The organism is Pseudomonas sp. zbq_18 (assembly GCF_043102245.1).
Classification (GTDB): domain Bacteria; phylum Pseudomonadota; class Gammaproteobacteria; order Pseudomonadales; family Pseudomonadaceae; genus Aquipseudomonas.
The window spans coordinates 152,305-166,488 of record NZ_JBICIT010000019.1; the positions used below are offsets into that span (position 1 = coordinate 152,305).

At 65.5% G+C, this 14,184-nt stretch carries 11 protein-coding genes and 1 pseudogene; 10 read left to right on the forward strand and 2 right to left on the reverse strand.

Annotated elements, in window-relative coordinates; all coding sequences use genetic code 11:
* Nucleotides 1-6: 6 nt before the first annotated feature.
* Nucleotides 7-702, reverse strand: a complete 696-nt coding sequence (gene pyrF, locus ACF8C6_RS16015) for an orotidine-5'-phosphate decarboxylase (protein WP_392500191.1) — start codon at nucleotides 700-702, stop codon at nucleotides 7-9.
* A gap of 59 nt (nucleotides 703-761) precedes the next feature.
* On the reverse strand, nucleotides 762-1,484 hold the full coding sequence (locus ACF8C6_RS16020; protein ID WP_392500192.1) for a ZIP family metal transporter: 723 nt from the start codon (nucleotides 1,482-1,484) through the stop codon (nucleotides 762-764).
* Nucleotides 1,485-1,573: 89 nt separating this feature from the next.
* Between ACF8C6_RS16020 and ACF8C6_RS16025 the strand changes: the two genes are divergently transcribed.
* The 10 genes and pseudogenes from ACF8C6_RS16025 to cobA all read left to right on the forward strand — a co-directional run bounded on the left by ACF8C6_RS16025 (nucleotide 1,574) and on the right by cobA (nucleotide 14,019).
* Complete coding sequence (locus ACF8C6_RS16025) at nucleotides 1,574-2,011, forward strand: thioesterase family protein (protein ID WP_277690412.1); 438 nt, start codon at nucleotides 1,574-1,576, stop codon at nucleotides 2,009-2,011.
* Between the two features lie 398 nt (nucleotides 2,012-2,409).
* Complete coding sequence (locus ACF8C6_RS16030; RefSeq protein ID WP_392500193.1) at nucleotides 2,410-3,621, forward strand: nitrate/nitrite transporter; 1,212 nt, start codon at nucleotides 2,410-2,412, stop codon at nucleotides 3,619-3,621.
* A 188-nt stretch (nucleotides 3,622-3,809) separates the two neighbouring features.
* A complete protein-coding gene (locus tag ACF8C6_RS16035; protein ID WP_392500194.1) occupies nucleotides 3,810-5,477 on the forward strand; it encodes a protein kinase in 1,668 nt (555 codons plus the stop codon).
* 63 nt (nucleotides 5,478-5,540) lie between these two features.
* Nucleotides 5,541-6,671, forward strand: a complete 1,131-nt coding sequence (locus ACF8C6_RS16040; protein ID WP_392500195.1) for an ABC transporter permease — start codon at nucleotides 5,541-5,543, stop codon at nucleotides 6,669-6,671.
* Nucleotides 6,665-7,450 (forward strand): ABC transporter ATP-binding protein, encoded by a 786-nt coding sequence (locus ACF8C6_RS16045; RefSeq protein WP_392500248.1) that lies wholly within the window; start codon nucleotides 6,665-6,667, stop codon nucleotides 7,448-7,450. The genes ACF8C6_RS16040 and ACF8C6_RS16045 overlap by 7 nt, the downstream gene beginning before the upstream one ends.
* Nucleotides 7,450-8,388, forward strand: a complete 939-nt coding sequence (locus ACF8C6_RS16050) for an MlaD family protein (RefSeq protein WP_392500196.1) — start codon at nucleotides 7,450-7,452, stop codon at nucleotides 8,386-8,388. Before ACF8C6_RS16045 ends, ACF8C6_RS16050 begins: the two co-directional genes overlap by 1 nt.
* On the forward strand, nucleotides 8,385-8,993 hold the full coding sequence (locus tag ACF8C6_RS16055; RefSeq protein ID WP_392500197.1) for an ABC-type transport auxiliary lipoprotein family protein: 609 nt from the start codon (nucleotides 8,385-8,387) through the stop codon (nucleotides 8,991-8,993). The genes ACF8C6_RS16050 and ACF8C6_RS16055 overlap by 4 nt, the downstream gene beginning before the upstream one ends.
* 275 nt (nucleotides 8,994-9,268) lie before the next feature.
* Nucleotides 9,269-10,474 (forward strand): annotated as a pseudogene (locus ACF8C6_RS16060) (NAD(P)/FAD-dependent oxidoreductase); the annotation flags it as partial.
* Nucleotides 10,475-10,493: 19 nt separating this feature from the next.
* Nucleotides 10,494-13,223 carry a molybdopterin-dependent oxidoreductase gene (locus tag ACF8C6_RS16065; protein WP_392500198.1) on the forward strand — a complete coding sequence of 910 codons (2,730 nt, stop codon included), beginning with the start codon at nucleotides 10,494-10,496 and terminating at the stop codon, nucleotides 13,221-13,223.
* Between the two features lie 58 nt (nucleotides 13,224-13,281).
* Nucleotides 13,282-14,019 (forward strand): uroporphyrinogen-III C-methyltransferase, encoded by a 738-nt coding sequence (gene cobA / locus ACF8C6_RS16070; RefSeq protein ID WP_392500199.1) that lies wholly within the window; start codon nucleotides 13,282-13,284, stop codon nucleotides 14,017-14,019.
* Nucleotides 14,020-14,184: the final 165 nt, after the last annotated feature.

A 14,184-nucleotide genomic window follows, 5' to 3' on the forward strand; every position in this document is an offset into this window, starting at 1 on the left:
CCAGACTCAGGCCAGTTCGGCGACCACGGCTGCCAAGGCCTGGGCCGGGTCGGCAGCCTGGCTGATCGGGCGACCGATCACCAGGAAGTCGGAGCCGGCCTTGATCGCATCGGCCGGGGTCAGGATGCGGCGCTGGTCGTCGGCCGCGCTGCCGGCCGGGCGGATGCCCGGGGTCACCAGCTGCAGGGACGGCTGCGCGGCTTTCAGCGCCGGCGCCTCCTGGGCCGAGCAAACCAGACCGTCCATACCCGCCTGCGCGGCCAGACCGGCCAGGCGCAGCACCTGCTCCTGCGGAGCGATATCCAGGCCGATGCCGGCCAGGTCGCTCTGCTCCATGCTGGTCAGCACGGTCACGCCGATCAGCAGCGGCTTGGCGCCGGAGAGTTTGTCCAGCTCCTCGCGGCAGGCCGCCATCATGCGCAGGCCGCCGGAGCAGTGCACGTTGACCATCCACACGCCCAATTCGGCAGCGGCCTTGACCGCCATCGCCGTGGTATTGGGGATGTCGTGGAATTTCAGGTCGAGGAACACCTCGAAGCCCTTGGCCTGCAGGGTTTCCACCACGGCCGGGCCGCTGCGGGTGAACAGCTCCTTGCCCACCTTGACCCGGCACAGCTTCGGGTCGAGACGATCCGCCAGCGCCAGGGCGGCGTCACGGGAAGGAAAGTCGAGGGCAACGATGATGGGGCTCTGGCAGGACATGGCGGGCTCACAGGCAAGTCGAAAACGCCGCGCATTGTAGCGGAAGCGGCGAGCGCTGGTCAGAGCACCTTGTCCAGCGCCAGCGCGGTCATGAAGCCGGACAGGGTAATCAGCCCAGTCAGCGCATGGGTTTCAGCGAAGGCCTCGGGAATCATGCTGTCCACCAGCATGCACAGCACGGCACCGGCCGAGAAGCCCAGCACGAAGGCCAGCCAACTGTCGGGCAAGCCGGCGAATAGCCCAGGCCCGGCCATCGACGCCAATCCCGAGAGCAGCACGATGACGGCCCACAAACCGAATACCCAGGCCTTGCTGCGCCCTTCATCACGCAAGCTGGCGGCACTGGCCAGACCCTCTGGCAGATTCGAGAGAAAGATCGCCACCAGCATCACCAGGCTTACCGAGCCACCATCGAGCAGGCCCAGGCCCAACCCAAGCGACTCGGGAATACCATCGAGAAATGCTCCGGCGGCGATCAGCAGCCCCACCAACGCGCCCTGCCCGCCACCTTGCAGGCCATCCAGCCAGCGACTGGCCAGCACGAACACCACGCCGCCACAGAACATCCCCGCCAAAGTCGGCAGATGGCCGCCCAGGCGCAGCGCATCCGGCAGCTGCTCGAAACAGACCGCGGCGATCAGTACCCCACTGCCATAGGCCATGACCGAGGCCACCACCTTGCGCGACAACCTGGCAAACATACCGATCATCGCCCCCAGCAACAGGCTGCTGGCCGCCAGCCAGCCCCACAGCCCGGCCTGCACAGTCATCCCCCACTCCATGCACACTCCTTATTCAGCAGCGCAATGCTGCTTCCGTAACGGGGCACCAAGGGTAGACTGGGCCCCCGCGTTTTCATCAGGCAGCAGTAATGGCCCGTCTCCAGCTCGACTTCTCGCAACAAGAATTCTGTTACAGCACCCACATGACTGTACGCAGCACCGATATCAACGCCAGCAACCACCTCGGCAACGACGCCATGATCTCGATGATCTCCGAGGCCCGGGCGCGCTTCCTTTATGACTTCGGCATCCGCGAAGCCGATCAGCAGCACGGCATCATCGTCACCGACCTGGCCACCATGTACCGCGCCGAGTCGCATTCGCGCGACCAGTTGCTGTTCGAAGTCGGGGTGATGGACTTCAACCGCTATGGTGGCGACATCATCTTCCGCATCACCCGCCCCGCCGACAGCACGCTGATCGCCCTGGCCAAGTCCGGTTTTGTCTTTTTCGACTACATCGCCGGCAAGGTAACCCAGATGCCAGACAGCTTCCGCGACAAATTTCCCGAGGTGAACTGGCTGTAAATCGCCTCAATAGAGTGCGCAGGCGACAGCGATCGCACCATTGCGAAACAGGCCACCACGCTCACTCGCCTTCATCCCGGCCATTTACCTGGACTCAGCATGCTGGCCCAAGTCTTGCTTTGCTAGTGACATCGGCATCCAACGGCGGCTGCCCACATACGACAAAGGCGTCGCGACACCCTCAGGGTGGCGCGGCGCCTTTTGCGTTTCGGCCCCAGCGATCGGGGCGGGTGGACGAGCCGTGATCCGGGCGTCGACCAGGACTCTCTTCATAACGATTGTGGCTTCGGCCACTCGGTTGCGGCCACAAGCCGAAACCACCCCGGCAGGCGGCCGGCGACGTGCCCACGAACGCGGCGCCGTCCGTCCACCGGGACTCTTTCCTGACGAGGTGTTGGATGAATACAAGTTTCTGGAAAGCCGGCCATGCACCGACGCTGTTCGCCGCCTTTCTCTATTTCGACCTGAGCTTCATGGTCTGGTACGTACTCGGCCCGCTGGGCGTACAGATTGCCACCGACCTGGGCCTGAGCACCCAGCAACGCGCCATGATGGTCGCAACGCCCATTCTGGCCGGCGCCGTGCTGCGTCTGTTCATGGGCGCCCTGGCGGATCGCACTTCGCCCAAGGCAGCCGGCCTGTTCGGTCAGGTAATCGTCATCGCTGCGCTGGCGGTAGCCTGGCTGCATGGTATCCAGAGCTATGAGCAAGCCCTGTTGCTCGGCCTGTTCCTCGGCTTCGCCGGTGCCTCCTTCGCCGTGGCCCTGCCACTGGCGTCGCAGTGGTATCCGCCGCAGCACCAGGGCAAGGCCATGGGCATCGCCGGCGCCGGCAACTCCGGCACCGTGCTGGCGGCCCTGTTCGCGCCGGCACTGGCTGCACTGTTCGGATGGGGCAACGTGTTCGGCCTGGCCCTGATCCCGCTGGTGCTGACCCTGATCATCTTCGCCAGCGTGGCCAAGAACGCCCCCGAGCGGCCGGCCCCAAAGTCGATGGCCGACTACCTCAAAGCCCTGGGTGACCGTGACAGCTGGTGGTTCATGTTCTTCTACAGCATCACCTTTGGTGGCTTCCTCGGCCTGGCCAGCACCCTGCCCGGCTACTTCCACGACCAGTACGGCTTCGACCCGGTGAAAGCCGGCCTGTACACCGCCGCCTGCGTGTTTGCCGGCAGCATGATGCGCCCGCTCGGCGGTGCCCTGGCCGACCGCATCGGCGGCATCCGTTCTCTGTTGATGATGTACACCTGCGCCTCCATCTGCATCGCCGCCGTGGGCTTCAACCTGCCCAGCGCCTATGCCGCCCTGGCCCTGTTCGTCGCCGCCATGCTCAGCCTGGGCGCCGGCAACGGCGCGGTATTCCAGCTGGTGCCGCAGCGTTTCCGTAAAGAGATCGGCGTGATGACCGGTCTGGTCGGCATGGCCGGTGGCATCGGCGGCTTCTGCCTCACCGCAGGCCTGGGCGCCATCAAGCAGGCCACTGGCGACTATCAGCTCGGTCTGTGGCTGTTCGCCAGCCTCGGCGTGCTGGCCTGGGTCGGTCTGCACGGGGTCAAGCTGCGCTGGCGTACCACTTGGGGGAGCGCCGCCGTCACGGCAGCTCGCGTATAACCTGCAGCAGGCGCCGCCATCCTGTGCGGCGCCTGCTCAGGTCGGTTGCGACAAAGGCTGAGCCGGGCAAGGCTCATCGCACTGGTCAGGTAGCAACGCTCCTAGGGCACCAACGGCCCGGCCTTTGTCTCAACCGACTTGACTTCCTTCGGGCGCCGATCGGCGCCTTTCGCCTATCGAGAAGCCTTATGGCCCTGCAACTGAGTTTCGGCGAAGCCTCCGCCACCGGCCCACGCGCGGAAAACCAGGATGCCGTGCGCGTGGTCACGCCGGCGCCAGGCCTGGCCGCCAGCAAGGGTTTCCTGCTGGCCCTGGCCGATGGCGTCAGTCAATGTGCCGACGGAGGCCTGGCCGCGCGAGCCACCCTGCAGGCGCTGGCCCTGGACTACTACGCCACCCCGGAAACCTGGGCCGTGGCGCAATCACTCGACCGCCTGCTGGTAGCCCACAATCGCTGGCTACAGGCCAACGGCGGTGGTCAGCCGTTGCTCACCACCCTCTCCGCCCTGGTCCTGCGCGGGCGCCGCTTCACCCTCGCGCACGTGGGTGACTGCCGCGTGTACCGCTGGTACGAGGGGCAACTGGAACGACTCAGCGAAGACCATGTCTGGGAGCAGCCCGGCATGCAGCACGTGCTCAAGCGTGCCATGGGCCTGGATCAGCACCTGGTGGTCGACTACCTGGAAGGCGAGCTGCGCCAGGGCGAGCGCTATCTGCTGGTCAGCGATGGCGTCTGGTCGGCACTCGGTGACAGCACCATCCGTAATCTGCTCAGTGACGAGGCCGACCCCACCGCCGCCTGCCGCGCGCTGGTTGGCGCCGCCCATCTGGCCGGCAGCCAGGACAATGCCAGCGCTGTACTGGTCAGCATCGAGAACCTGCCCGACAACAACCTGGCCGATACCCTTGCCCAGCTCAGCCACTGGCCACTGCCGCCACGCCTGCGCGAGGGACAGGACTTCGAAGGCTGGCAAGTCGAGCGCCTGCTGGCCGAGTCGCGCCAGTCGCTGGTCTACCGGGTGCGTGATGCGCAATCGCGCCGCTGGATACTCAAGACCCTGCCAGACACTCGCCGCGACGAAGAACTGGCCGGCCCGGCGCTGCTGTTGGAGGAGTGGTTCCTGCGCCGCGTGGCTGGCCGCCACTTCCCCGAACTGCACCCGCTGCCGCAGCGCCAGCACCTGTACTACGTGCAGCGCGAGTACGCCGGGCAGACGCTGGAGGAACACCTGCGCCTAAGCGGCCAACTGGGTCTGACGGAATGGCTGGACCTCGCCCCGCGCCTGCTCAAGGCCGTGGGTATGTTGCACCGGCGCAATATCCTGCACCGCGACATCAAGCCGGAAAACCTGCTGTGGGGAGACGACGGCGAACTGCGCCTGCTCGACTTCGGCCTGGCCTACTGCCCCGGCCTGTCCCGTGACGAACAGCACAGCCTGCCCGGCACGCCCAGCTATATCGCCCCGGAAGCCTTTACCGGAGCCGAACCGAACCCAGGGCAGGATCTGTATGCCACCGGCGTCACTCTCTATCGCCTGCTCACCGGCCACTACCCCTACGGCGAGATCGAAGCCTTCCAGCACCCGCGCTTCGGCAAGGTCACGCCGCCCAGCCGCTATCGCCCGGACTTGCCCGCCTGGCTCGATGAGTGCCTGCTACGCGCCGTGGCCAGCAACCCGCAGGAGCGTTTCGAAACCGCTGAAGAATGGCTGCTGCAACTCGAACAGGGGGAGCGCGCGGCCCTGGCCAGTCGCCCGCGCCCGCTGCTGGAGCGCGAGCTACTGAAGGTTTGGCGCGGAGTTGCGCTGGCTTCGCTTCTGCTCAACCTGATGTTATTGGCGCTGATACTCGGCTGAGACTTGCGTTCCAGAGGCTTTTCGCCCAGTTTTATCCGGGCCCGAGCCCACAGCAGGACGCCCATGTCGGAAGCTGGCAGCATCATCCAGAGCAGCAGTGAAGAGCCCGCCCGCCTGCAACTGAGAGGGGACTGGACGCTTCAGCACTACGCCCATCTCCAGGCCCAACTGACCCGTCAGCCCGGCTCAGCCGACGGATACTCGCTGGACCTTAGCCAACTGGGGCGTCTGGACACCGCTGGCGCCGCCCTGCTCGGTCGCTGGATCGGCCACGAGCGCCTGCAACAACTGACCCAAAGCCAGGATCTACCAGCCGAACGCCTGGCGCTTCTGCGCACCGTCGCCGAAGCCCTGCCGCACACCCCCACCCACGCCCGCCCAGCCAAACACGCTGCCGCGTTGGAGTTGCTGGAAAAAATCGGCGGCGCCGTCGAAGGCTACTGGAAACAGCTGCGCGCCCTGCTCGGTTTCATCGGGCTTGCGCTGGAAAGCCTGTTTCTCTGCCTGTTCCAACCTCGTCGCTGGCGTATCACCTCGCTGGCAGCCCATGTCGAGCAGACCGGCCTGAATGCCATCCCCATCATCGTACTGCTGACCTTCATGGTCGGCGCCGTCGTCGCCTTCCTCGGTGCCACGGTGCTCGCCAACTTCGGCGCCACGATCTACACCGTTCATCTGGTGGCCTTCTCCTTTCTCCGCGAATTTGGCGTACTGCTCACCGCCATCCTCATGGCCGGCCGTACCGCCAGCGCCTTCACTGCGCAGATCGGCTCGATGAAGGCCAACGAGGAAATCGACGCCATCCGCGTGCTCGGCCTCAACCCAGTGGAGCTGCTGGTGCTGCCGCGCCTCCTGGCCATGATGATCAGCCTGCCGATCCTCACCTTTATCGCCATGCTGTCCGGCATCCTCGGTGGCGCCATGGTCAGCACCCTGCTGCTGGATATTTCTCCTACCCTGTTTCTCGGCATTTTGCAGACGGATGTCGCCGTCAAACACTTCTACATCGGCCTGGCCAAAGCACCCTTCTTCGCCTTCATCATCGCCATCATCGGCTGCCTGGAAGGCTTCAAATCCGGCGGTAGCGCCAAGTCGGTCGGCGACCACACCACCTCCGCCGTGGTGCAGTCGATCTTCATGGTGATCCTGCTTGACGCAGTCGCCGCCATGTTCTTCATGGAGATGGGCTGGTGAACGACGACGTCCTGGTACAGGCACGCGGCCTGCGCAATCAGTTCGGCACGCAAGTGGTGCATCAGGATCTCGACCTGGATATCCGTCGCGGCGAGGTGCTAGGCGTGGTCGGCGGCTCCGGCACCGGCAAGTCGGTATTGCTGCGCAGTATCGTCGGCCTGCTGCGGCCCGCTGCTGGCCAGATCCAGGTGTTCGGGGAAAGTCTGCTGGAAGCACCGCCCAAACGCCGCTCCGAGCTGGAGCGACGCTTTGGCGTGCTGTTCCAGCGCGGCGCCCTGTTCTCCTCGCTGACCGTGGTCGAGAACATCGCCCTGCCGCTGATCGAGCATGCCGGTCTGCCGCGCCCCGAGGCTGAACGCCTGGCCAGGGTCAAGGTGGGCCTGGCGGGCCTGCCTGCTGATGCCGGCGATAAGTACCCGGACTCGCTGTCCGGTGGCATGGTCAAGCGCGCTGCGCTGGCCAGGGCCATTGCCCTGGACCCGGAAATCCTCTTTCTCGACGAACCCACGGCGGGCCTCGACCCGATTGGTGCCGCGGCCTTCGACCAACTGATCCTGACCCTGCGCGATGCCTTGGGCCTGAGCGTATTTCTGGTCACCCACGACCTCGACACGCTCTATACCATCTGCGATCGCGTGGCCGTGCTGTCGCAGAAGCGCGTATTGGTCGCAGGTCCGCTGGAAGAAGTCGAAGCCACCGACGACGCCTGGATTCGCGATTACTTTCACGGCCCACGAGGCCGAGCGGCGCAACGCGCCGCCAACCAGGAGTGCCGCTGATGGAAACCCGTGCCCATCACATTCTCATCGGGCTGTTCACCGTGATCGCCGTCGGCAGTGCCCTGCTCTTCGCCCTGTGGCTGGGTAAATCCCAGGTAGACCGCGAGTTCAAACTGTACGACGTGATATTCAACGAGCCGGTCAGCGGCCTGTCCGTGGGCAGCCCCGTGCAATACAGCGGTATTGTCGTGGGCGACGTCACCGACCTGAGCCTGGACCCGCAGGACCCACGCCGGGTCAGGGCGCGTATTCGAGTGGCCGGTGCCACCCCGCTCAAGCAGGACACCCATGTCCGCCTGGCGCTGACCAGCATCACTGGCAGCGCCGCCATCCAGCTCTACGGCGGAACCCCGGACAGCCCGCCACTGCTCACCAACAATGACCAGCCCACCCGGATCACCGCCGAGCCATCACCGCTGGCTCGTCTACTCGATAACGGCGAGGATCTGGTCAGTAACATCAACAAGCTGCTGCTCAATGCCAACCGCATGTTCTCCGACGAAAACATCGAACGCATGGGGCAAACCATGGCGCACCTGGAGCAGATGACCGGCAGTGTGGCCGAGCGTCGTGACGAGATCCGTGAAGCCCTGAGCAACCTGGCTGCCGCCAGCCGGCAGGCCAATGACATGCTGACCCAGGGCGCCAGCACCCTGCGCAATGCCAACAGCCTGGTCGATCAGCAAGGCCGCAGCGCCATGAACTCGGCCGCCAGGGCCATGGCCAGCCTGGAAGACAGCAGCCGCGACATCGAGCAACTCATCGAGCGCAACCAGGATGCCCTCAGCGGCGGCATGCAGGGCCTGGCTGAACTCGGCCCGGCCATTGGTGAGCTGCGCAGCACCCTCGCGGCGCTGCGGCAGATGACCCGGCAACTCTCCGAAAACCCCGGCGCCTTGCTGCTGGATCATCAACAGAACAAGGAATTTCAGCCATGATCCCATCGCCGTTGCGTCACAGCTGCCTGGCCGGCCTGCTGTTGCTTGCTGGCTGCTCGGTGCTGCCCAAGGCCGAACAGGTGCAGACCTACCTGCTCCCCAACTCGCAGATCAAGGCCAGCAACCAGAGTCTGAACACATCGCTCAGCATCAGCCGGCCGCAGGCCAGCCTGACGCTCGACAGCACCCGCATCGCCGTCGTGCCGCAGGGCAGTGAGATCACCAACTACAAAGGCGCGCGCTGGAGCGACCCAGCCCCGGCCCTGTTGCGCGACCAGCTGCTGGAAGCCTTCCAGAATGACGGCCGCTTTGCCGCGCTGAGCAGCGACATGCAGCACCTGCACAGCGATTACAAGCTGATCGGCAACCTGCTGGCCTTCCAGAGCGAGTACCAGGATGGGCGCCCCGAGGCCCGCATCCGCTTCGATGCCCGCCTGGTACGCAGCCGGGATCAGAGCGTACTGGCCAGTCGCAGCTTCGTCATACGCCAGCCCACTCAGGATGCTCAGGTGCCCGCCGTAGTGCAGGCTTTCGGGCAGGCCAGCGACCGGCTGGCCGAGCAGTTGCTTGAATGGACGACGAGCCAGATTCGCAAGGCGCCCTGAGCCATTTCGCACCACGACGAGGCGAGCCGGCCTCAATCGAGTGCACCCCTACCCGCAGCACCGCCCTAGCCCTCGCGCAAACCCGCAATTCGCGGGCTTGCGGCTTTTGGCACGGCGCATGCTTGGTGAATACCGACATTACATAAAGGCAGCGCCTTCAACGTAGAAGGTGGTGCCTCCCGACAGATCGGGACAAGGACAAAGGCGTCCTCGCTAGTGAGCTAGCGGGACGCCTTTTTTGTTTTCCGTGATTAGAGATGCAGGAGATGGCCGGCATGAAAAAACTCAAGCTGGTACTGGTAGGTAACGGCATGGCCGGGGTACGCACCCTGGAAGAGCTGCTCAAGCTCGCCCCGGACCTCTACGACATCACCGTGTTCGGTGCCGAGCCGCACCCCAACTACAACCGCATCCTGCTCTCCCCCGTACTGGCCGGCGAGCAGAACTTCGATGACATCGTGCTCAACGACCTGAGCTGGTACCGCGACAACAACATCGACCTGCGCATGGGCCGCAAGGTGGTGCATATCGATCGCAAGAAGCGCATCGTCACCGCCGACGACGGCAGCACCGCCGAATACGATCGCCTGCTCCTGGCCACCGGCTCCACCCCCTTCATCCTGCCGGTGCCGGGCAATCGCCTGCCGGGCGTGATCGCCTACCGTGACATCGCCGACACTCAGAGCATGATCGAAACCGCCCGCAACCACAGCCACGCGGTGGTCATCGGCGGCGGACTGCTCGGCCTGGAGGCCGCCAACGGCCTGCGCCAGCGTGGCATGAACGTAACCGTGGTGCACCTCGCCGACTGGCTGCTGGAGCGTCAACTGGACAAGGCCGCCGGCAAGCTGCTGCAGGCAGCTCTGGAGGCCCGAGGCATCCGTTTCCGTCTCAACGAGCAGACCGAAGAACTTCTGGACTACGGTAGCGGCCGGGTCTGTGCCGTGCAGTTCAAGAGCGGCGACGTGATTCCCGCCGACCTGGTGGTGATGGCCGCCGGCATCCGCCCCTGCACCGAACTGGCGGAAAAGGCCGGCATTCCCTGCAACCGCGGCATTCTGGTCGACGACTGCCTGCAGACCTACGACCCAAGGGTTTACGCCATTGGCGAATGCGCCAACCACCGCGGTATCGCCTATGGCCTGGTGGCGCCACTGTTCGAGCAAGCCCAGGTCTGTGCCAACCACCTGGCCATGCTCGGCACTGCCCGCTACAAGGGCTCGGTGGTGTCCACCAAGCTCAAGGTCACCGGCATCGAGCTGTTCTCGGCCGGCGACTTCATGGGCGGCGAAGGCACCGAAACCATCACCCTCAACGACCCCATCAGCAACATCTACAAGAAGCTGGTGATCAAGGACGACGTGCTGGTCGGCGGCTGCCTGTACGGCGACACCCTGGATGGCGGCTGGTATTTCCAGCAAATCCGCAACAACGCCAACATCAGCCAGGTGCGCGACCACCTGATGTTTGGCGACACCAGCGGTATAGGTGCCTGAGCCGATGACCCTGCCTGCCCCCAATCCCGTCCTGCACACCACCGCCGCGACCTGCTGCTACTGCGGCGTCGGCTGTGGCGTGCTGATCGACCACGATGGCGAACGCATCAGCGGCGTGCGCGGCGACCCCGCGCACCCGGCCAACTTCGGCAAGCTGTGCAGCAAGGGCTCGACCCTGCACCTGACCGGCGATCTCGATGCCCGCGCGCTCTACCCCGAGCTGCGTCTGGGCAAGGCTCTGGCCCGCAGCCGCAGCAGCTGGGACAACGCCCTGGATCACGCCGCCAGCGTGTTCGCCGAGACCATCCGCGATCACGGCCCGGACAGCGTGGCGTTCTACATCTCCGGTCAGCTGCTGACCGAGGACTACTACGCCTTCAACAAGCTGGCCCGCGCCCTGGTCGGCACCAACAACATCGACTCCAACTCGCGCCTGTGCATGAGCTCGGCGGTGGTCGGTTACAAGCGCAGCCTGGGCGCCGACGCCCCGCCGTGCAGCTACGAGGACATCGAACAGGCAGACTGCCTGCTGATCGCCGGCAGCAACATGGCCTACGCCCACCCGATCCTGTTCCGCCGTCTGGAAGCCGCCAAGGCCGCGCGGCCCGAGATGAAGATCATCGTGGTCGACCCACGGCGCACCGACACCTGCGAGCTGGCCGATCTGCATCTGGCCATCGCCCCCGGCACCGATGTGGCCCTGTTCCACGGCCTGCTGCATCTGCTGCTGGCTGGCGGCAATTACGACCCGGCCTATATCGAGAACCACACCGAAGGCTTCGAAACCCTGCGCGAGCTGGCCGCCGACTACCCGCCAAGCGAAGTCGCGCGGCTGTGCGGCATCGATGAAGATGACCTGCGCCAAGCGGCCGAGCTAATCGGCCAGTCGCCGGCCTTTCTCTCGCTGTGGTGCATGGGCCTCAACCAGTCCAGCGCCGGTAGCGCCAAGAACAGCGCACTGATCAACCTGCACCTGGCCACCGGACAGATCGGCAAGGTCGGCGCCGGCCCCTTCTCGCTGACCGGCCAGCCCAACGCCATGGGCGGGCGCGAAACCGGCAGCCTGAGCAACCTGCTTCCCGGCCACCGCGAGGCCGGCAATGCCGAGCACCGCGCCGAGGTCGCCCGCTACTGGGGTGTCGACGAACTGCCGAGCAAGCCCGGCCTGACCGCCGTGGAGCTGTTCGAGGCGGTGCGTGCCGGCAAGATCAAGGCCCTGTGGATCGCCTGCACCAATCCGGCCCAGTCCCTGCCGGACCAGCAGAAGATCCACGAAGCGCTGACCCTGTGCCCCTTCGTGGTAGTACAGGAAGCCTTCTTCACTACCGAAACCTGCAAATACGCCGACCTTCTGCTCCCGGCCGCCAGCTGGGGCGAAAAGGAAGGCAGCGTAACCAACTCCGAGCGGCGCGTGACCCACGTGCGCCGCGCCGTGCCAGCGCCCGCAGAGGCGCGGCCGGACTGGGCGATCACCACCGACTTCGCCCGTCGCCTCGAACAACTGCTCCGCCCCGGCCTGCCAAGCCTGTTCAACTTCCTCAGCGCAGAAATGCTGTTCGAGGAATACAAGCACCTCACCAGCGGTCGCGACCTGGATCTGTCCGGTCTCAGCTACGCGATTCTGGACAACCAAGGTCCGCAACAATGGCCCTTCCCCGCCGGCGCCCAGCAGGGCACCGCACGCCTGTACCGGGATGGCCGCTTTCCCACCGCCAGCGGCCGTGCCCAGTTCGTCGCCGATGCCTACGTGCCGGCCAGGGAACGCCAGGAGAAGGACTTCCCGCTGCTGCTCAACACCGGCCGCCTGCGCGACCAGTGGCACGGTATGAGCCGCACCGGCACCGCCGCGCGCTTGTTTGGTCATGTGCCGGAAGCGCTGCTCGGCCTGCATCCGATCGAGCTGAGCCAGCGCGGCCTGCAAAGCGGTGATCTGGTCGAGCTGCGCAGCCGTCGCGGCCGACTGACTCTGCCAGTGCAGGCTGACGACAGCCTGCAAGCGGGCCAGGCCTATCTGCCGATGCATTGGGGCGACCGTTTCCTCAAGGGCCTGGGCACCAATGTGCTGACCCAACCGGCGTTCGATCCGCTCTCCAAACAGCCGGAGCTGAAGATCAGCGGCGTGCAGGTCGCCAAGGCCGAGCTGCCCTGGCAGCTGTTTGCCCTGGTCGAAGGCGATGTACAGCGCCGCTTCAACGCCCTGCGTCCGCTGTTCGAAAGTTTCGCTTACGCCAGCCTGAACCCGACCGGCCGCGAAGAACGCCCCGCACTGCTGTTGCGCGCCGCCTGCGCCACGGCGCCCGATACCGCACTGCTGGCACAGATTGATGCCCTGTTGGGGGTCGATCAGGGCCCGGTGCTGACCTACGACGACCCGCAGCGCGCCGTGGGCAAACGCATCCGTATCGAGGACGGGCGCATCGTCGCCATCCGCCTGGCCGGTGAAACCGCTGCCCGCGACTGGCTCAAGGGGATGTGGCAGGAAGGCAAGGCCGACACCGACCTGCGCCGCTGGCTGCTGGCCCCGCTGGCCACGCCACCCGGTGGAGGGGTCAAGGCCAGCAAAACCCTGTGCAACTGCATGAACGTCAGCCAGGACGCGGTCTGCGCCGGCATCGCTCGCGGACTGGATCTGAATGGTCTGAAGAACGAACTGAAGTGCGGCACCAGCTGTGGCTCGTGCGTGCCGGAAATCAAACGACTACTGGCCACGCAGCCCGTAGCGGTAGAAGCCTGAAACAACCCTAGGCCGGATTAGCCACTGGCGATCCCGGCGCAGTGATGAGGAGATAAGCATGAGCGCAAAAGTCTGGCTGGTAGGCGCTGGCCCCGGCGACCCGGAATTGCTGACCCTCAAGGCAGTGAAAGCTCTCAACCAGGCCGACGTGGTGATGATCGACGACCTGGTCAACCCGGCCGTGTTTGAGCACTGCCCCGCTGCCCGCGTGGTGCCGGTGGGCAAGCGCGGCGGCTGCCGCTCTACCCCGCAGGCCTTCATCCACCGCCTGATGCTGCGCTACGCCCGTCAGGGCAAGTGCGTGGTACGCCTGAAAGGCGGCGACCCGTGCATCTTCGGTCGTGGCAGCGAGGAAGCCGACTGGCTGGCCGAGCACGGCGTCGAAGCGGAAATGGTCAACGGCATCACCGCCGGCCTGGCCGGCGCCACCAACTGCGGCATCCCGCTGACCCTGCGTGGCGTGGCCCGCGGCGTGACCCTGGTCACCGCCCACACCCAGGACGACAGCAGCCTCAACTGGCAGGCCCTGGCCCAGGGCGGCACCACCCTGGTGGTGTACATGGGCGTGGCCAAGCTGCCGGAAATCCGCGAAAGCCTGCTGGCCGGCGGCATGCGCGCCGACATGCCGGTGGCGATGATCGAGAACGCCTCGCTGCCGCAGCAGCGCGAATGCCGCAGTACCCTGGCTGGCATGCAGCAGGCCGCTCAAGACTTTCAGCTGAAAAGCCCGGCGATTCTGGTGATCGGTGAAGTGGCGGCGCAGCAACAGATTGAAGCTTTGGCAGAAACTGCCTGATCCCCTTCGCTCCTGCGGAGTAGTGCCTCGCCCGGCCGTATGGCCGGGTTTTTTTGCGTTGAGTGAGGCATGAGGCCTCAGCGCTGGGCTGATCACGTGTACTTGATCCTTGTCCGACCGTTTTCCTCGCTTACCGATACTTCCTATTTCGCCCCGCCGGGCGAC

Coding starts and splice junctions, on each gene's coding strand:
- ACF8C6_RS16020 (WP_392500192.1), bottom strand. CDS start 1,484: ATGGAGTGGGGGATGACTGTGCAGGCCGGGCTGTGGGGCTGGCTGGCG.
- ACF8C6_RS16035 (WP_392500194.1), top strand. CDS start 3,810: ATGGCCCTGCAACTGAGTTTCGGCGAAGCCTCCGCCACCGGCCCACGC.
- ACF8C6_RS16050 (WP_392500196.1), top strand. CDS start 7,450: ATGGAAACCCGTGCCCATCACATTCTCATCGGGCTGTTCACCGTGATC.
- cobA (WP_392500199.1), top strand. CDS start 13,282: ATGAGCGCAAAAGTCTGGCTGGTAGGCGCTGGCCCCGGCGACCCGGAA.
- pyrF (WP_392500191.1), bottom strand. CDS start 702: ATGTCCTGCCAGAGCCCCATCATCGTTGCCCTCGACTTTCCTTCCCGT.
- ACF8C6_RS16065 (WP_392500198.1), top strand. CDS start 10,494: ATGACCCTGCCTGCCCCCAATCCCGTCCTGCACACCACCGCCGCGACC.
- ACF8C6_RS16025 (WP_277690412.1), top strand. CDS start 1,574: ATGGCCCGTCTCCAGCTCGACTTCTCGCAACAAGAATTCTGTTACAGC.
- ACF8C6_RS16055 (WP_392500197.1), top strand. CDS start 8,385: ATGATCCCATCGCCGTTGCGTCACAGCTGCCTGGCCGGCCTGCTGTTG.
- ACF8C6_RS16030 (WP_392500193.1), top strand. CDS start 2,410: ATGAATACAAGTTTCTGGAAAGCCGGCCATGCACCGACGCTGTTCGCC.
- ACF8C6_RS16040 (WP_392500195.1), top strand. CDS start 5,541: ATGTCGGAAGCTGGCAGCATCATCCAGAGCAGCAGTGAAGAGCCCGCC.